At 72.9% G+C, this 17,646-nt stretch carries 15 protein-coding genes; 7 read left to right on the top strand and 8 right to left on the bottom strand.

Annotated features, from left to right (window positions below; genetic code table 11):
• Positions 1-65 precede the first annotated feature (65 nt).
• Entirely contained in the window at positions 66-821 is a 756-nt protein-coding gene (gene ppgK / locus AC4H2S_RS03765; protein ID WP_491495616.1) for a polyphosphate--glucose phosphotransferase, read from the top strand.
• 37 nt (positions 822-858) lie between these two features.
• On the opposite strand, the gene AC4H2S_RS03760 is transcribed toward ppgK, so the two are convergent.
• Positions 859-1,344, bottom strand: a complete 486-nt coding sequence (locus AC4H2S_RS03760) for a MarR family winged helix-turn-helix transcriptional regulator (RefSeq protein WP_491495615.1) — start codon at positions 1,342-1,344, stop codon at positions 859-861.
• A gap of 129 nt (positions 1,345-1,473) precedes the next feature.
• Between AC4H2S_RS03760 and AC4H2S_RS03755 the strand changes: the two genes are divergently transcribed.
• A complete protein-coding gene (locus tag AC4H2S_RS03755; RefSeq protein WP_491495614.1) occupies positions 1,474-3,696 on the top strand; it encodes an MMPL family transporter in 2,223 nt (740 codons plus the stop codon).
• A gap of 249 nt (positions 3,697-3,945) precedes the next feature.
• On the opposite strand, the gene AC4H2S_RS03750 is transcribed toward AC4H2S_RS03755, so the two are convergent.
• Positions 3,946-5,325, bottom strand: coding sequence for an NAD-dependent malic enzyme (locus AC4H2S_RS03750; protein ID WP_491495613.1), 1,380 nt, complete (start codon positions 5,323-5,325; stop codon positions 3,946-3,948).
• 61 nt (positions 5,326-5,386) lie between these two features.
• Here AC4H2S_RS03750 and AC4H2S_RS03745 point away from each other — a divergent pair, with 61 nt between their 5' ends.
• The 4 genes from AC4H2S_RS03745 to AC4H2S_RS03730 all read left to right on the top strand — a co-directional run bounded on the left by AC4H2S_RS03745 (position 5,387) and on the right by AC4H2S_RS03730 (position 7,911).
• Positions 5,387-5,668, top strand: coding sequence for a GNAT family N-acetyltransferase (locus tag AC4H2S_RS03745; protein ID WP_491495612.1), 282 nt, complete (start codon positions 5,387-5,389; stop codon positions 5,666-5,668).
• A gap of 36 nt (positions 5,669-5,704) precedes the next feature.
• Entirely contained in the window at positions 5,705-6,091 is a 387-nt protein-coding gene (locus AC4H2S_RS03740; protein ID WP_491495611.1) for a hypothetical protein, read from the top strand.
• A 77-nt stretch (positions 6,092-6,168) separates the two neighbouring features.
• Entirely contained in the window at positions 6,169-6,627 is a 459-nt protein-coding gene (locus tag AC4H2S_RS03735) for a DUF350 domain-containing protein (RefSeq protein ID WP_491495610.1), read from the top strand.
• An 18-nt stretch (positions 6,628-6,645) separates the two neighbouring features.
• Positions 6,646-7,911: a glutathionylspermidine synthase family protein gene (locus AC4H2S_RS03730; RefSeq protein ID WP_491495609.1), complete on the top strand. Its 1,266-nt coding sequence runs from the start codon at positions 6,646-6,648 to the stop codon at positions 7,909-7,911.
• A 258-nt stretch (positions 7,912-8,169) separates the two neighbouring features.
• Here the strand turns inward: AC4H2S_RS03730 and AC4H2S_RS03725 are convergent, their stop codons facing one another.
• Together AC4H2S_RS03725 and AC4H2S_RS03720 are read right to left on the bottom strand one after the other, a co-directional pair.
• A complete protein-coding gene (locus AC4H2S_RS03725) occupies positions 8,170-9,201 on the bottom strand; it encodes a right-handed parallel beta-helix repeat-containing protein (RefSeq protein WP_491495608.1) in 1,032 nt (343 codons plus the stop codon).
• On the bottom strand, positions 9,198-9,698 hold the full coding sequence (locus AC4H2S_RS03720; protein WP_491495607.1) for a glutathione peroxidase: 501 nt from the start codon (positions 9,696-9,698) through the stop codon (positions 9,198-9,200). Before AC4H2S_RS03720 ends, AC4H2S_RS03725 begins: the two co-directional genes overlap by 4 nt.
• A 163-nt stretch (positions 9,699-9,861) precedes the next feature.
• On the opposite strand from AC4H2S_RS03720, the gene AC4H2S_RS03715 reads away from it, so the two are divergent.
• Positions 9,862-12,129 (top strand): glycoside hydrolase family 15 protein, encoded by a 2,268-nt coding sequence (locus AC4H2S_RS03715; protein WP_491495606.1) that lies wholly within the window; start codon positions 9,862-9,864, stop codon positions 12,127-12,129.
• Here AC4H2S_RS03715 and AC4H2S_RS03710 read toward each other — a convergent pair.
• From AC4H2S_RS03710 to AC4H2S_RS03695, 4 genes are all read right to left on the bottom strand, one after another.
• Positions 12,117-15,014, bottom strand: coding sequence for a cation-translocating P-type ATPase (locus AC4H2S_RS03710; RefSeq protein ID WP_491495605.1), 2,898 nt, complete (start codon positions 15,012-15,014; stop codon positions 12,117-12,119). The genes AC4H2S_RS03715 and AC4H2S_RS03710 overlap by 13 nt on opposite strands.
• A 180-nt stretch (positions 15,015-15,194) precedes the next feature.
• Positions 15,195-15,785 (bottom strand): TetR/AcrR family transcriptional regulator, encoded by a 591-nt coding sequence (locus AC4H2S_RS03705; protein ID WP_491495604.1) that lies wholly within the window; start codon positions 15,783-15,785, stop codon positions 15,195-15,197.
• A 20-nt stretch (positions 15,786-15,805) separates the two neighbouring features.
• Positions 15,806-16,486: an ABC transporter ATP-binding protein gene (locus AC4H2S_RS03700; protein ID WP_491495603.1), complete on the bottom strand. Its 681-nt coding sequence runs from the start codon at positions 16,484-16,486 to the stop codon at positions 15,806-15,808.
• Positions 16,483-17,607, bottom strand: coding sequence for an ABC transporter permease (locus AC4H2S_RS03695; RefSeq protein ID WP_491495602.1), 1,125 nt, complete (start codon positions 17,605-17,607; stop codon positions 16,483-16,485). Before AC4H2S_RS03695 ends, AC4H2S_RS03700 begins: the two co-directional genes overlap by 4 nt.
• Positions 17,608-17,646: the final 39 nt, after the last annotated feature.

The raw sequence follows: 17,646 nt of genomic DNA, 5'->3' as shown, positions 1-17,646 counted from the left end.
CTCCGGGCGTCTCGCCGGTGTTGCGTCGGTCACACCGGGTCGACGCTGGCGATAGGTTGGTCGCCATGGAGCATCCCTTCGGCATCGACTTCGGCGGCACCGGCATCAAGGGCGCCCCGGTCGACCTCGAGGCCGGCGACTTCGCCCACGACCGGGTGCGGATCGACACGCCCCGGCCGGCGACCCCGCAGGCGGTCGCGCAGGTCTTCGGGCAGATCATCGAACGCTTCGAGGTCTCCACGCGGCCCGTGGGCGTGACGGTGCCGGGCATCGTGCGCCGGGGCGTGGTCCACTCGGCGGCCAACATCGACAAGTCGTGGATCGGCGAGGACGCCGACGCGATCTTCACCGAGGCCCTCGGTCGCGAGGTGCACGTCGTCAACGACGCCGACGCCGCGGGGCTCGCCGAGTCGGAGTACGGCGCCGCGAAGGGCCGCGGGGGCCTGGTCATGGTCATCACGCTCGGCACCGGCATCGGCTCGGCCATGATCTGGGACGGCCAGCTCGTGCCCAACTCCGAGCTCGGCCACCTCGAGCTGGGCGGGGCCGTGGCCGAGTCGACGACCGCCACCAGCGCCCGCGAGCGCGAGGGGCTGAGCTGGGAGGACTGGTCGCAGCGACTGACCGCCTACTTCCGCCACCTCGAGCGGCTGTTCTCCCCCGACCTCTTCGTGATCGGCGGCGGCGTGAGCAAGTCGTGGGACAAGTTCGGCCACCTCATCGAGGTGGACACCGAGATGGTGCCGGCCAAGCTGCAGAACCGGGCCGGCATCGTCGGCGCCGCGCTGGTCGCCCACCGTCTCGCCGGCACCGAGGACTGACCCGACCGGGGTCCCGGGCCGACGCCCGAGCGTCGGCTCAGGGCTCGAGCACTCGCCTGAAGGCCTCCGTCGCGCCGCGCAGGTAGCGCTCCACGACCGCCTTCTCCTCGTCGGTGAACCCGGCGTCGTGCTCGTCGAGGGCGCGGAACATCGGCATCAGGTGCCCGATGACCTCCGTGCGCCCGGAGTCGGTGATGTGCAGCTCGGTGCGCCTGCGATCGGCCTCGTGGGGACGACGCTCGACGTGGCCGCGGGAGACCAGGCGGTCGACGATGCCGGTCGCCGCCGCGGTCGACACCTCCAGCCGGCGCGCGACCTCGGCGGGGCCGATCTGCTCGCGGCTCAGGTGCTCGAGCGCGACCAGCTCGGACTCGCTGAACCCGGCGCGCCGCGACACGACGTGGTTGACCCGGGTCCCGAGAGCGAGGAGGTCGCGCAGCGCCATCAGGGTCGCCGGACGCTTGCTCTCGTTGCCCCGTCCGACCCAGCGCGGCGTCGTGGCGAGTGGCTGCTCGTCCGTCACCGCTCGTCGACCTCCCCGTCCTGTCCCGTGGCTTGCCTGTCCATGATACTACCTATAACTTGATAACTAACGTGCTTAGCAATCATCTTCCCTAGACTTTTACTTCACACTCTCGCCGAGGAGACCCCCGTGACCTCCCACCGCACTCCTGCCCTCGCGCGGGCGATCACCGGGCCCCGGCTCGCCTGGCTGTTCGCGCTGGTGCCGATCCTGATGGCGCTGGCCGCGATCGCGTTCGTGCCCGAGGGCGAGCGCGACACCACCCCCGTCGACCAGCTCCCGGCCGGGGCCGACAGCACGCTCGCGGTCGAGCTCGAGGACAAGCTGCCCGACGACGAGGGCCAGGTCGCCATCGTGCTGTGGACCGCCGAGTCCGGTGAGCTGGACAGCGCGACGCAGGGCGAGCTGACCAAGCAGGCCGTGGCGCTGCTGTCGGAGGCCGGCGGCGGGGACGGCCAGGGGGCGCCCGACGGCGCCCAGGGCGGCGGCCAGGACGGCGGCCAGGGTGGCGGCCAGGGTGGCGGCCAGGGTGGCGGCCAGGGTGGCGGCCAGGGTGGCGGTGCCACGGGCGGCGGCGAGGGCGGCGGCGAGGGCGGCGGCGAGGGTGGACCGCCCGGCGGCGAGGGCGGGCAGTCGCCCGTCGTGGTCGCCGAGGACGGCACCGCGGCTCTCCTCGCGCTCCCGGTGTCCACGAGCTCCGCGACCGACAACATCGACCGGGTCGAGGAGCTGCGCGAGCAGCTGCGCGCGGACGCCCCCGACGGCGTCGAGGTCCAGGTCACCGGCCCGGCGGGCATCCAGGCCGACATCGGTCAGGTCTTCGACGGCGCCAACTTCCGACTCCTGGCCTCGACGGCCGGCGTCGTGGCGCTCCTGCTGATCATCACCTACCGCAGCCCGGTCCTCTGGCTGATCCCGCTGACGGTCGTCGGTGTCGCCGACCGCTTCGCCGCGATCGCCTCGACCAACGTGCTGGAGGCGGCCGGCTTCGCGTGGGACGAGTCCACCGTCGGCATCCTGAGCGTGCTCGTCTTCGGAGCCGGCACCGACTACGCCCTGCTGCTGATATCGCGCTACCGCGACGAGCTCAAGACCACCGAGTCCCGCCACGCAGCGATGGCGCACGCGCTCAGCCGGACGTTCGAGGCCGTGCTCTCGAGCGCCACCACCGTCGTGCTCGGCCTGCTGACGCTGCTGCTGTCGGCCGTCCCCACCACCCGCGGTCTCGGCCTCGCGTGTGCCGTCGGCGTCCTGGTCGCGGCGACGTTCGCCCTCGTCGTGCTGCCGGCTGCGCTGGTGCTGTTCGGCCGGTGGGTGTTCTGGCCGCGCGTGCCGCACGTCGGCGACGCGGTGCTGGTCGACTCCCGCGGCTTGTGGTTCCGCGTGGGCAGGGCCGTCTCGCGGCGCCCGCGCACGTTCGTGGTCGCCACCATCGCGGGCCTCGCGGTGCTGGCCACCGGCACGGCGTCCATCACCACGGGTCTCGACCCGGCCGACCAGTTCCTCCAGCGGCCCGAGGCGATCTCGGCCGCCGAGCGGCTCGGCGAGTCGTTCCCGGCGGGCACGAGCGACCCGGTGCAGGTCATCACCCGCGACGAGCCCGAGAAGGTGCTCGCCGCCGTCGAGGAGGTCGACGGGGTCGACTCCGCGCGCATCACCAACGACGCCGACGGCATCGCCCGCATCGACGCCGTGCCCGACGCCGCACCCGGCAGCGACGACACCCGCGACATCGTGCTCCAGCTGCGCGACACGGCGGCCGACTTCGACGACACCTACATCGGCGGTGGCGACGCCGAGGCCATCGACGCCAGCGACTACGCCGCGAGCGACCGGCTGGTCATCCTGCCGCTGATCCTGCTGCTGGTGCTGGGCGCGCTGCTCCTGCTGCTGCGATCGATCGTCGCCCCGCTGCTTCTCGTCGCGACCGTGGTGGCGACGTACGCGGCCAGCATGGGTGCCTCGTGGTGGCTGTTCCGGACGGTGTTCGACTTCGACGCGATGGACACCGGGGTGCCACTCCTGGCGTTCCTGTTCCTCGTCGCGCTCGGCGTCGACTACAACATCTTCCTCGTCACCCGGGCCAGGGAGGAGGCGCGCGAGCACGGCACCCGCGAGGGGATGCTGCGCGCCCTGACGGCCACCGGCGGCGTGATCACCAGCGCCGGCATCCTGCTCGCCGCGGTCTTCGCGGTCCTCGGTGTGCTGCCGCTCGTGGTGCTCGCCCAGCTCGGCGCGATCATCTGCGTCGGCGTGCTGCTCGACACCCTGGTCGTCCGCACGGTGCTGGTGCCCGCCCTCGCCCTCACCCTCGGTGACAAGTTCTGGTGGCCGCGCAAGGTGACCGGCTGACCGGGCTCCCGGCCGTCGGTCGTCCCGCTGGGCCCTGACCGGCTGATGCCTGTCGGTCGGAGTCCCCGCTCGAGCGGGGACTCCGACACCTGGAGGCCGTTGCAACCCCCTCCACGTGTCGGACTCCCCCACCAAGAGGGCGGTTATGTCAGCGCCACCACCACGCGCCACCACCACGCGCCACCACGCGCCCACGCCGGGCACCCGAGCCCGGCGCGTACGACGCCGCGCCCGGGGCGGCGGGCGGGCTCAGGCCTCGCGGCCGCTGATCGCGGAGGCGACCCGCTTGGTGACGTCGGGGTGGAACACGCTCGGGATGATGAACGACGCGTGGAGCTCCTCGGCGCTGACGGTGTCGGCGATGGCCTGGGCCGCGCGCAGGAGCATGTCGGTCGTGACCTCGTCGGCGCCGGCGTCGAGGAGGCCGCGGAAGACGCCGGGGAAGGCCAGCACGTTGTTGATCTGGTTGGGGTAGTCGGAGCGGCCGGACGCCACCACGGCGGCGTAGCGGTCGGCCTCGGCCGGGTCGACCTCCGGGTCGGGGTTGGCCAGCGCGAAGACCACCGGCTTGGGCGCCATCGTCGGGATCCACTCCGCGTCGAGGATGCCCGGCGCGGACACGCCGATGAAGACGTCGGCGTCGACGAGGACCTCGCGCAGCGACCCGCGGGCGCGGCGGGGGTTGGTCGCCGCGGCCAGCTCGGCGTGGGCGGCCGACAGCGACTCGTCGCCGGCGGCGAGCGCGCCCGTGCGGTCGACCACGACGACGTCACGGGCGCCGGCGGCGAGCAGCAGGGTGACGATGGCGGTGCCCGCGGCGCCGCCGCCGGAGACCACGACCCGCACGTCCGCGAGCTCCTTCTCCACGCAGCGCAGCGCGTTGGTCAGCGCCGCGAGGACGACGATCGCGGTGCCGTGCTGGTCGTCGTGGAAGACCGGGATGTCGAGCGACTCGCGCAACCGGGCCTCGATCTCGAAGCAACGCGGCGCCGCGATGTCCTCGAGGTTGATGCCGCCGAAGCCGGGGGCGATCATCTCGACCGCCCGCACGATCTCGTCGGTGTCCTGGCTCGCCAGGCAGATCGGCCAGGCGTCGATGTCGGCGAAGCGCTTGAACAGCGCGGCCTTGCCCTCCATCACCGGCATCGCCGCGCCGGGGCCGATGTTGCCGAGGCCCAGGACCGCCGAGCCGTCGGTGACCACCGCGACCGAGTTGCCCTTGATGGTCAGCTTGCGGACGTCCTCGGGGTTGTCGTGGATCGCCATCGACACCCGCCCCACCCCGGGGGTGTAGGCCATCGACAGGTCGTCGCGGGTGCGCAGCGGCACCTTGGACTCCACGGAGATCTTGCCGCCGAGGTGCAGCAGGAAGGTGCGGTCGCTGACCTTGTGGACCCGCACCCCCTCCACGCCCGACACCGCGTCGACGAGCTCCTGCGAGTGGGGGGCGTCGGCGGCCGAGCACGTGACGTCGACGGTGAGGCGGTCGTGGCGCGACTCCGCGACGTCGATCGCGGTGACCACTCCGCCGTTGCGCGCGATCGTGGTGGCGACGGAGCCGACGACGCTGTGGTCGGCTGCGGTGTACAACCGCATGGTGATCGAGTAGGAGGACGCGGTTGCTGCCATGGCCAGAACCCTCCCGCTCCCGTGGGGTTACGAGCAAGTCACCTCCGTCTAGGCTCGACTCGTGGACACCAGCTTCAGTGACGAACCTGACAGCAACCGCTACGAGCTGCGCGCCGGCGACGAGCTCGTCGGCTTCATCGACTACCGCCTGGACGGCGACGTGATCCGTCTCGTCCACACCGAGGTGGGGTCGGAGTTCTCCGGTCAGGGACATGCCGCCACGCTCGCCCGCTCGGCCCTCGACGACGCCCGCTCGCGCGGGCTCTCGGTGCGACCCGACTGCCCCTACATCGCGTCGTACATCGACAAGCACCCGCAGTACGCCGACCTCGTCGCCTCGTAGCCTCGACCTCGGACCACGACCCGCCCGGAGGGCACGATGACCACCCCCACCCGCCGTCGGATGCGCTCGAGCAGCATCTCGCTCGGCATCACGGCGCTGATGGCCAGCAGCCTCACCGGATGCTCCTCGAGCGCCGACTACGCCGCGGTGTGCGTCGACCCGGACACCAAGGAGCGCGTCGCCGACGACCAGTGCGACGACGACTCCGACTACAACGGCGTCGGGACGGGCTTCTTCTGGTACTACCTCGCCGCCAGCTCGCGGGTGCCGGCCCTCGGCCAGACCGCGACCGGCGGCACCTGGCGCGGCAGCACGCTCAACGGCGCCGTGCAGCGCGGTGGCCTGCCCACCACGGGCGGCTCCACCGTGAAGTCAGCGACCACCAAGAGCGGCTTCGGCGGCAGCTCCCGCGGCTTCGGCTGAGCCGGCCCCGGACCGCCCGACCCCCGCCCGCCGCGCCCCACCGTCCCGACCCCAGCACCGCTCCCAGGAGACCACCCGTGACCGACCTGATCGACGCCCTCCTCCACGCCGTCGCCTACGCCCTCGTCGGCGGCGCCATGCTCGTCGTGTCCTACTACGTGCTCGACCTCGCCACCCCCGGGCACCTCGGCACCCACCTGCGCGGCGTCGACGAGAACGGCAACGAGTCGGTGCATGCCCACTCCAAGGGCGCCGGCGTGGTCACCTCGGCGTGGCTCGTCTCCAACGCGGCGGTGCTCTTCACCGCGATCTGGACCAACGGTGAGACCTCGCTCGGCTCGGCGCTCGTGTGGACCGTCTGCTTCGGCGCCGTCGGCATCGCGCTCAACACGATCATGTTCTTCGCGGTCGAGGCGATCACGCCGGGCGACCTGCGCTCGATCGTCACCGCTCCCGGGCCCGTCCGCCCCCTGGCCCACGTCGCCGCCGCGGTCGCCCTCTCGGTCGGCGCCATCGTGTGCGCCAGCATCGCCTGAGCGGCGGGGGACGCAGCGATGTGGCGGCACCGGTCGCGGGCGCGTGAGGGCTGGCGCGACACCGTCGTGGAGCACGGCCTGGTCTTCCCGACCACGAAGATGCCCGACGGCTCCGAGCTGCCCTACTGGAACGAGGACGCCTGGTACGAGGTGACCATGGAGGAGGTGGAGGCGCTCGAGGCCGCCACCGAGGAGCTGTGGGCGATGTGCCTGCAGGCCGTGACCCACATGGCCACGACGATGACCGACGAGCGGCTCGGCCTGCCGCCCGGGTCGCTGGGCGTCGTACGCCGCTCGATCGAGGCCGGCGACCCGGCGCTCTACGCGCGCTTCGACCTGGCCTACGGCGCGGACGGCTCGATCAAGATGCTCGAGATCAACGGCGACACCCCGACCGGGCTCGTGGAGACCGGGATCGTCCAGTGGAACTGGATGGAGGACGTGATGCCGGAGATGGACCAGTGGAACTCCGTCCACGACCGCCTCGTCGCCGCCTGGCGCAGCCTGCGCCGCTCCGGCCACTTCGACGGTGACCGCCTGCACTTCCTCTACGACCTGGGCGAGGAGGACTCCTACGACGGCGGCGAGATGGAGATGACGGTCCACTACCTGATGGACACCGCCGTCCAGGCCGGCTGGATGACCATGGCCCACCCGATGACCGAGGTCGGCTGGAACCCCGAGACCCGCGACTTCCGCGACGTGCACGACGAGCCGCTGCGCAACGCCTTCAAGCTCTACGCGTGGGAGGAGATGCTGGCCGAGCCGTTCGGCCGCCACGTCGTCGAGCAGGCCGAGGCGCGGCCGACGCGGTGGATCGAGCCGGCGTGGAAGGTGCTGCTCAGCACGAAGGCGCTGCTGCCGGTGCTCTGGGAGCTGTTCCCCCGCCACCGGCTGCTGCTTCCGGCCTACTTCGACGAGCCGCGCGACCTCCAGCGCTGGGTCGCCAAGCCGCTGCACGGGCGCGAGGGCGACAACATCCGCGTGCACCTCGACGACATGCTCGAGGACGTCGTGATGCCCGGCGGCTACGGCGCCGAGGGCTGGGTCTACCAGGCCTACACCGAGCTGCCGAGCTTCGAGGGCAACCGCGTGGTGCTCGGGTCGTGGATCGTCGACGGCGAGGCGGCGGGGATGCTCGTGCGCGAGTCGGACGACCTGGTCACCGACTACTACTCCCGCGTGGCGCCCCACGTGATCAGCGACGGCCTCGCGCCGTCGGAGGAGCAGGTCGCGCAGTGGCTGGCCGAGCGGGTCGGGCCGGACGCGCCGACCCTGGCCTGAGCACATCCCCACCCCGGCGGGCGGTGAGTCAGCAACCCTTTCCGCGACCGATTCGGTTGCCAGCTCACCGCCCGTCGGCGTACGCCCGGGTGGGCGGTGAGTCTGCAACCCTTTCCGCGACCGATTCGGTTGCCAGCTCACCGCCGGTCGGCGTACGCCCGGGTGGGCGGTGCGTCAGCAACCCTTTCCGCGACCGATTCGGTTGCCAGCTCACCGCCGGTCGGGCCGGACGCGCCGACCCTGGCCTGAGCCTGCGGGTCAGCGCACCACCGAGTCGGTGATCGTGCGGCTGGCCCCGAGGAAGAAGACGCCCGGGAAGGTCTCGAAGCCGTCGCTGGGGTTGTCGGTGAGCCGCGAGCCGCGGACGGTCAGCGTGCCGGTGCGGTCGTTGGAGACGAAGAAGATCGCCCCGCCGCCCTCGCGGGCCCGGTTGCCACTGATCGTCGAGTCGTCCACCGTGAGGTGGATGTCGTTGCCGTCGAGGTAGATCGCCCCGCCCGACCCGCCGCCGGGCGTGCCCGGTCGCGCCGGGTTGGCGCCGCGGCCGACGGCCCGGTTGCCGGTGAACGTCGAGCGGCTGATGCGCCACGACACGCCGATGCTGCTCAGCGCCGAGCCGTTGCTGCAGCGTCCGCCGGTGAAGGTGGAGCGGCGTACGACGACCGGGCGGTCGCGGTGCTGGTCGAGCACGCGCACCGCGGCCCCGCCGACGTCGGGACCGGTGCGGTCGCAGCGGTTGTCGGCGAACGTCGAGTCGACGATGCGCAGCCGGCCGCCGCGGACGAAGATCGCGCCGCCGCCCCCGCCGTCGGTGGACTCCCCGACGCTGGTGCCGCGGACGAAGCGCATCCGCTTCACCACCAGCCGCGGCTCGGCCTGGTCGTTGCAGTGCGACGTCGTCCAGACCTGTGCCCGATCGCAGGTGTTCATGTAGAGGATCCGCCGCTGGCCCGCCCCGCTGAGGGTGACCAGGCCACCGCCGTCGAGGACGACGCGGGAGGAGGTGTTGACCACCTTGGCCGTCCTGGCCATCTCGATCGTGACCGGCGACGGGCCGCAGTCGAACGCGATCACCCCGCCCCTGGCCACCGCGCGGACGACCGCGCGCGAGGTGCACGACGCGGGGGTGCCCGTGCCGACGACCACGTCGGCGCGCGCCGCCGCCCGCATCGTCGTCACCTCACGTGCGGCGGGCCCGGCGCCCACCGTGGAGGCGCTCGCCGTGGCAGGAGGTGCCGACGCCGCCACCGCGGCGAGCACCGCCGCGACGACGACGCCGGCGCGGATCACGACGCCTGCCCGGGCGCGTCCTGGAGGGCCTTCTCGATGTCGTCGGCGAGCTTCTCCGGCTCGGTCTGCGGCGCGAAGCGGTCGATCACCTGGCCGTCACGGCCGACGAGGAACTTGGTGAAGTTCCACTTGATCTTGCTGCCCAGCAGTCCGCCCTTGGAGGCCTTGAGCCAGTCGAAGAGCGGGTGCGCGCCGTCGCCGTTGACGTCGACCTTGGCGAACATCGGGAACGTGACGCCGTAGGTGCGCTCGCAGAAGTCGGAGATCTCCGCCTCGTCACCGGGCTCCTGGTGGCCGAACTGGTCGCAGGGGAAGCCGAGCACGACCAGGCCCCGGTCGGCGTAGGTGTCCTGCAGCTCCTGCAGGCCCTTGTACTGCCCGGTCAGCCCGCACTGCGAGGCGGTGTTGACGACCAGGACCACCTTGCCGTCGTACTGGCCGAGATCGGTCTCGGTGCCGTCGATCGCGGTGGCCGAGAAGTCGGAGAGAGAGGTCATGGGCCGAGTGTGCCAGCGATGGCTCACGACCGCTCCCCTCGCGCCGGCCGCTCCGGGGGCGAGCAGCGTGCCGCGGGGTCGCCGCGGTGGCGGCACCCACTGGGGTGTGGCCCGCGCCGCGACGGCAGGAGTACGACGGGGTCAACCGACCTCGGAGGCCACCATGTCGCTGCGCGTGCTCACCGCCCCGATCGCCGCCCCGATCGCCGCCCCGATCGCCCTCCCGATCGCCCTCGCGCTGGTCATGGCCACGCTCGGCTCGCCACCCGGCGCGAGTGCCGGCGCGAGCGCCGGCACGGCCGGGCGGGCCGCCGTCTCGTCGTCGTCCGAGTCCGCGGCTCCCCAGCGGGGCGCGAAGAGCAGGTGGACCGAGGCGGACAAGACCGGCTTCGGCACCGCCCGCACGCGGCGGAGCAACGTGTGGTTCACGCTGCAGGACGGGCGCGTGAGCGAGGTCTTCTACCCCGACCTGTCGACCCCGAGCACCCGAGCCCTCGAGCTGGTCGTCACCGATGGCCGCACCTTCACCGACCGCGAGACCGAGGACGTCGAGGTGGTGACCACGCGGCCCGACGAGGGCAGCCTGCGCTTCCAGCAGGTCGGCACGGCCACCTCGGGTCGCTACCGGATCACCAAGACCTTCGTCACCGACCCGCGGCGCGACGCCCTCGTCGTCCGGGTGCGGCTGGAGTCGCTCGACGGCGGCAGCTACCGGCTCCACGCCGTGCACGACCCGGCCCTCGCCAACTCCGGCATGGACGACCGGGGATGGGCGACGCGGGGGGCGCTGGTGTCCACGGACACCTCCGAGCCGGTCGCGGCCGCGCTGGTCTCCCGGCCCCGCCTCGCCCGCACCAGCACCGGCCTCCTCGGGCGCGACGACGGCTGGCGCGACCTCGAGGACGACCACCGCCTCGACCGGGCGGGGCGGTCGGCGGGCCCGGGCAACATCGTCCAGACCGGCCGGCTCGCCGGCGTCACCGGTCTGGCGGGCGCGCAGCGGGCGACCCTCGTGCTCGGCTACGGCCGCACCGGTGCCGAGGCACACCGCACGGCCCGCGCGGGGCTGCGCGCGGGCGCGCGGCGCACCGCCGCCCGCTACGACCGCGGGTGGCACCGCTACCTGCGCTCGCTCGAGGACGTGCCCGCCAGCGCCGCCGGCGTACGCCGCCAGTACCTCGCCTCCGCGCTGGTGCTCGCGGCGGCCGAGGACAAGCTCAACCCGGGAGCGCTCGTGGCCTCGCCGTCCGCGCCGTGGGCCTGGGGCGACGAGATCAAGGACCTCTCCTCGCCGTCGGGCGCCTACCACCTGGTGTGGTCGCGCGACTCCTACCAGTTCGGCACGGCGCTGTGGGCGATGGGCGACAAGGCCGCCGCCCGGCGCACGGTGGACTGGCTCTTCGACGTCCAGCAGCTGCCCGACGGGTCCTTCCCGCAGAACTCCGACGTCGAGGGCACGCCGGTGTGGTCGGAGCTCCAGCTCGACGAGGTGGCGCTGCCGATCGTGCTGGCCCGGCTGGTCGGCCGCGACGGCCCCCGCACCTGGCGCGGGGTGCGCAGGGCGGCCCGGTTCCTGGTGCGGTTCCGCGACGAGGAGACCGGCCGGCGGGCGCCGTACTCACCGCAGGAGCGCTGGGAGAACCAGGCCGGCTACTCCCCCAACTCGATCGCCACCCAGGTCGCGGGACTGGTCTGCGCCGCCGACATCGCCCGCAAGAACGGCGACCGGGCCTCGGCCCGCCGGTGGCTGCGCCTGGCCGACCGGTGGCAGTCGAAGGTGAAGTCGTGGACCCGCACGACCACCGGCCCGCTCAGCAGCAGCCCCTACTTCCTGCGGGTCACCAAGGACGGGCGCCCCGACCGTGGCACCGAGTACGGCATCGGCGACGGTGGGCCGTCCGCCGTCGACCAGCGCCGCGTGGTGGACCCCAGCTTCCTCGACCTGGTCCGGCTCGGCCTCGAGGAACCGGACGACCCCGACGTGGTCTCCACGCTCGCGGTCATCGACCAGGACCTCCGGGTCGAGACACCCAACGGCTCGTTCTGGCGACGCGCCAGCTTCGACGGCTACGGGGAGAAGCGCGACGGCGCCCAGTGGGAGATCACCGAGGACGACAGCGGCGAGACCCTGGGTCGCGCCTGGCCCCTCCTGAGCGGCGAACGGGGCGAGTACGCCGTCACCGCCGGGCAGGACGCGTCGTCCTACCTCGCCTCCATGGCTGCGGCCGCCGGCGCGGGCGACATGATCTCCGAGCAGGTCTGGGACGGCCGCGCGCCCACGGGCGAGGCCTGCTGTCCCGCCGGCGAGGGCACCCGGGCCGCCACCCCCCTCACGTGGTCGCACGCCGGGCTGGTGCGGCTCGCCTGGACGATGGAGCGCGGCACCCCGGTCGACCAGCAGCGGGTGGTGGCACGCCGCTACCTGCGCTGACCCGACGCCGGCTCCGCCATCCGGTCCGCCGGTGCGTCCTCGACCGCGGGCGACGAGGCGGACCGTGCCCGGATGATCGCCTTGCGGACCTCGTCGTACCAGAGCACCACCGACGCCAGGGCCACGCACGCGCCCCAGTGGGCGAGGTCGAGGGAGTGGGTGCCGAAGGCGACCTGGAGGAAGGGCACCTCCACCACGGCGAGCTGGAGGACCGCGCCCAGCGCGATCGACGCCCACAGCCACGGGTTGGCGAACAGGCCGTGGAACGCGCTGGTGGTCTCCGACCGGGCGTTGAGCGCGTTGAAGAGCTGGGCGAGGACCAGGGTGGTGAAGCCGGCCGTCCGGGCGACCTCGAGCGTGTCGTCGCCCTCGACCAGGCCGCCGGGCAGGAACACGTCGATCGCGAAGAGGGCCGCCAGCGCCATCACCAGGCCGACCGACACGATGCCGCCCCACATGCGCCCGTCGATCGCCCGCTCGGTCAGCCGGCGCGGCCGGCGGGCCATCACGTCGTCGATCTCGGGGTCGACGCCCATGGCGAGGGCCGGCGTGGAGTCGGTGACCAGGTTGATCCAGAGGATCTGCGTGGCGAGCAGCGGCAGCACGATCGCCTCGTCGCTCGCCGCGTCGAGGCCCAGCACCCCGGCGAAGACCACGCCGAGGAACACGGTGAGCACCTCGCCCATGTTGGACGACAGCAGGTAGCGCAGGAACTTCTTGATGTTGTCGAAGATGACGCGGCCCTGCCGGACGGCCGCCACGATCGTGGCGAAGTTGTCGTCGGCCAGGATCATCCGCGACGCCTCCTTGGTCACCTCGGTGCCGGTGATGCCCATCGCGACCCCGATGTCGGCCGACTTCAGCGCCGGGGCGTCGTTGACGCCGTCACCGGTCATCGCCACGATCTGCCCGTCGTCCTGGAGCGCGTCGACGAGCATCAGCTTGTGCTGCGGCGACACCCGGGCGTAGACCGACACCTCCCGGATGACCTCGCGCAGCGCGTCGCCCTCCAGGCCGTCGAGCTCGGCCCCGGTCACCGCCCGGGCGTCCGGCCCGACGATGCCGAGGTCGGCGGCGATGCGCCGCGCCGTGCTGGGGTGGTCGCCGGTGATCATGATGACCCGGATCCCGGCGCGGTGCGCCTCGGCGATCGCCGCGGCCACCTCGACGCGCGGCGGGTCGATGATGCCGACCACCCCGACGTAGACGAGGTCGTGCTCCAGCGCCGTGTCGAGGTCGCCCCCGCATGCCGAGCCGTCCGCGGGGGCGCCGTCCGGCTCGTCGTCGACGACGCGGTAGGCGACGCCGAGGGTGCGGAACGCCTCGCCCGAGAGGGCCTCGACCTCGGCGAGGCGCTCGGCCCTGGCCGCGTCGGTGAGCGGCACCGTCGTCGCGCCCACCTGCTGCTGGGTGCAGCTGGCGAGCAGGACGTCCGGCGCCCCCTTGCTGAACAGCAGGCGGGTCCCGTCGGGGCGCTCCTCGTGCAGCGTCGACATCATCTTGCGCTCGGAGGTGAAGGGGATCTCGGTCCGGCGCTCGAAGCGCGCCAGCCGGTCGGTGAGGCCGTCGAGCTTGTGCGCGGCCACCAGGAACGCCGCCTCGGTGGGGTCGCCCTGGATGGTCCACTCGCCGTCATGCTCGCTCAGCTGGGCGTTGTTGGCGAGCGAGCCGGCGCCCAGGAGCAGCCGCGCCTCGGCCAGCTGGGCCTCGCCCAGCTCGCCGCCACTGGCCGTCACCGCCCCGTCGGGGCGGTAGCCCACACCGCTCACGTCCGCGCTGCCCGACGCCGTCACCAGGCGCTCGATCGTCATCTCGTTGCGGGTCAGGGTGCCGGTCTTGTCGGTGCAGATCACCGACGCCGACCCGAGCGCCTCGACCGAGTCGAGCCGCTTCACCACGGCGTTGCGCCGCGCCATCCGCTGGACGCCGATCGCGAGGACGACCGACAGGATCGCGGGCAGCCCTTCGGGCACCGCGGCGACCGCGAGCGACACGCCCAGGAGCAGGACCACGACGAAGTCGCTCGCCGTGCTGACGCCCTGCACCACCACGATGGTGACCATCACGACGACGGCGATGGCGACCACGATGGCGCCCAGCATCCGGCCGATCCGGCCGACCTCGGTCTGCAGCGGGGTGGGCTCCTCCACCGTCGCGTCCAGCATCTCGGCGATGGCGCCGACCTCGGTCGACATGCCCACGCCGGTCACCACGGCGCGTCCGACCCCCTGGGCCACCGCCGTGCCCTTGTAGACCATGTCCACCCGGTCCCCGAGGGGGACGAGCCGCTCCAGCGTGGCCGGGGACTTGGTCACCGCCTCGCTCTCACCGGTCAGCGACGCCTCCTGGACGCGCAACGCGGTCGCGCTCAGCAGCCGGGCGTCGGCGCCGACCGCGTCGCCCTCGTTGAGGACGAGCACGTCGCCGCGCACCAGGTCGGCCGACGGCACCACCTGGAGCTCACCGCCGCGCAGCACCGTCGAGGAGGCCGCGGTCATGGTGCTCAGCGCCGCGACGGCGTCCTCGGCCCTCGCCTCCTGGGTGTAGCCGAGCACCGCGTTCACCACGACGATCGCGGCGATCACGAGGGCGTCGACCGGCACCCCCTCACGGCCCTCGACCAGCCACGAGACCGCCGAGATCACGATGGCGGCGATCAGCAGGTAGACCAGCGGGTCCTGGAACTGGGCGAGGATCTTGCGCCAGGTGGGGACCGGCTTCTTGGCCCGCAGCTCGTTGGGCCCGTCGCGGCGCAGCCGGCGCTGTGCCTCCTCGTCGGACAGGCCGGTCGCCGGATCCACCTCGAGCCGGCTGGCCACCACCTCGGCGTCGACCTGGGAGGGATCCACCGGCTCCGGCATCACGACACCACTCGGCTCATGCATCCATCATGCGCCTCCGCCGCCGGGCCCGGACGTGCCGGACGCCCCGGGGAGCACCCCGGGCGGACGCGGATCGTGTGTCGAGTCGTCGCGTCCTGACACGGCTGACGCCAAGATGAGCCGACTCGACGGGTTCGGGCGGTCAGGACGCGCCGACTCGACCTCGCTGCCGCGCGCTACGGGCTACGGGTGCAGCCCGAGGTAGCCGCCGAGCAGCCGGCGGAGCAGGGCGAGCGCCTCGTCGGGGGTGAGCGGCGCCTCGGCCGGGGTGCCCAGGCCGCGCGCCACGTGGATCAGGGCCGACTCGATCGTCTCGGCCATGAGCACGGGGCGGGGCTCGCCGTGCTCGGCCAGGGCCGCGAGCAGGGGGCGCTGCAGCTCGGCGTGGAAGGCCTCCATCGGCTCCTTGAGCAGGCGCGGGTCGGCCACCTCTCGCAGGGCGCCGGCCACGTCCTGCGCGGAGGACGCGAACAGCTCGACGTTGGCGCAGACGTAGGCCCAGACCTTCTCCCCCGGCGACGTCGCGCTCTCGACGCTCTCGCGAACCCGTCGCGTCCACTCGGGGAAGACGTCGCCCACCACGGCGGCGAGCAGCTCCTCGGCGGACGCGAAGTAGCGGTAGATGCTCGAGCGGGCCAGGCCGGCACGCGCGGCGGTGGCGGCGAGGGTGGGCGCTGCCCGGGTCTCGCCCAGGATGGCCCGGGCCGCGTCGAGCACAGCGCGCAGCTGCTGCTCGCGGTGCTCGGCGACGGTCGGCGCGGTGATCCTGGGCAACGGCCCACCCTCCTCCTGTGTCAGCGGGGTGCGGGTACCCCGAGCTTGCCGTCGATCATCTCGTGGACCCGGTCGCAGTGGTGCAGCACGTCGTGGTCGTGGGTGACCATGATCGTCGCGACTCCGTGGGTACGGGTCTCGCGGGCGAGCAGCGCGACCACGTCCTGGCTGCGCTGGCGGTCGAGTGCCGCCGTGGGCTCGTCGACCAGCAGCAGCTGCGGGCGGGTGACCAGCGCACGGGCGATGCCGATGCGCTGCCGCTCGCCGCCGGAGAGCTGGTGCGGACGGCGCTTCGCCTTGGCCGTCATGCCGACCTCCTCCAGCAGCTCCGCGGGGTCGCGCGGGTGCTCGACCTTGCCGAAGGTGAGCGGCAGGCGGAGCTGGTCGACCGCCTTCAGCGCCGGGACGAGGTTGCCCGACTGGAAGACGAAGCCGACCCGGGTGCGCCGCAGCTCGGTGAGCTGGCGACGGCTCAGCCCGGACAGGTCCGTGCCTCCGACGCTGACGCGGCCCGAGGTGGGCTGGATCAGACCGCCGGCCACGGCGAGCAGGCTGGACTTGCCGGCGCCGGACGGCCCGACGATGGCCACCAGCTCTCCGGGCGCGACCGACAGGTCGACGTGGTCGAGGGCGGTGACGGTCTCGTCGCCGTCGCCGTGGAGCAGGCTGACGTCGTCGAGCACGAGGGTGTGGTCGGTCATCGGTTCTCTCCCAGTGCAGTGAGCGGGTCGACGCGGACGATCCGGACGACGGCCACGACGGCGCCGACCAGGCCGAGCGTCAGCAGCAGGGTGGTCGCGACCGCGATCGGCCCGGCCTCGAGGGCGAACGGCATCGACGTGGAGCCGATGGCGGCGCCCATGGCGAGCCCCAGTCCGACGCCCACGGCGGCGGACACCACGAGCAGGATCACCGACTGGGCCAGGCTGTCGCGGAGCAGGTACTTGGTGCTCGCGCCCATGGCCCGCATCACGGCGATCTCGGGCTTGCGCTGGATGGTGAGCACCGTGAAGAAGGCGCCGACGACGAGCGCGGAGATCGCGTAGAGGAAGGCCTGGATGAGCTGGAGCGTCGAGGTCTCCGCGGTGTAGCCGGGCGAGGCGCCGAAGGACTCCTCGGTGGTCATCGACAAGGTGCCTGCGGCCTCGTCACCGGCGGCGAGGTCGACGTCGTCGCCGACCACGGCGACCGCGGTGATCTCGTCGTACACGCGGGCGGGGACCTCGTCGCCCTCGCGGACGCCCGCGCGGATCTCCTGCCAGGTCTCCAGCGGCAGGTAGCCGATGTCGACGTGGCCGAACGTGTGCTGGTCCTCCATCACACCGACCACGCGCAGCTCGGCGCCGGTCTGCTCGACGGTGATCACGTCACCGACCTCGACGCCCTCCTCGGCGGCGGTCGAGCTGACCACCACCTCGTCGGGTGCTCCGGTCAGGCCCGTGCCCTCGGCGGCCTCGGGGTCGAGGAAGGAGTCGCGCTCGATGCCGAAGAGCGCCAGGTCGACGTCGACGCCGCTGTCGGTCTTGCCGTTGACGAGGGCGTTGCCGAAGGGGGCTGCCTCCTCGACGCCGTCCTGCTCGGCCCACACGTCGACGGCATCGCGGTCGACGATGCTGCGCGAGAACGCGGAGTCCTTGGCGGTGCCCTCCTGGAAGGCGAACGAGGTCGTGCTCATGCGTTGCAGGCCCGACACACCGTCGGTGACCAGGCCGACGGACAGGCCGCTGAGCAGGACCATCAGGATCGAGATCAGCGCGACGACCGATCCCATGATGACGAAACGACCGCGCGCGAAGGCGATCTCACGAAGGGCTAGGAACACCGGGACAACATCTCCCCACAACTTGGCGACATCATGTCT

Source organism: Nocardioides sp. Z13_37 (genome assembly GCF_058355585.1).
This window is presented reverse-complemented; position numbering and strand designations above follow the sequence as displayed.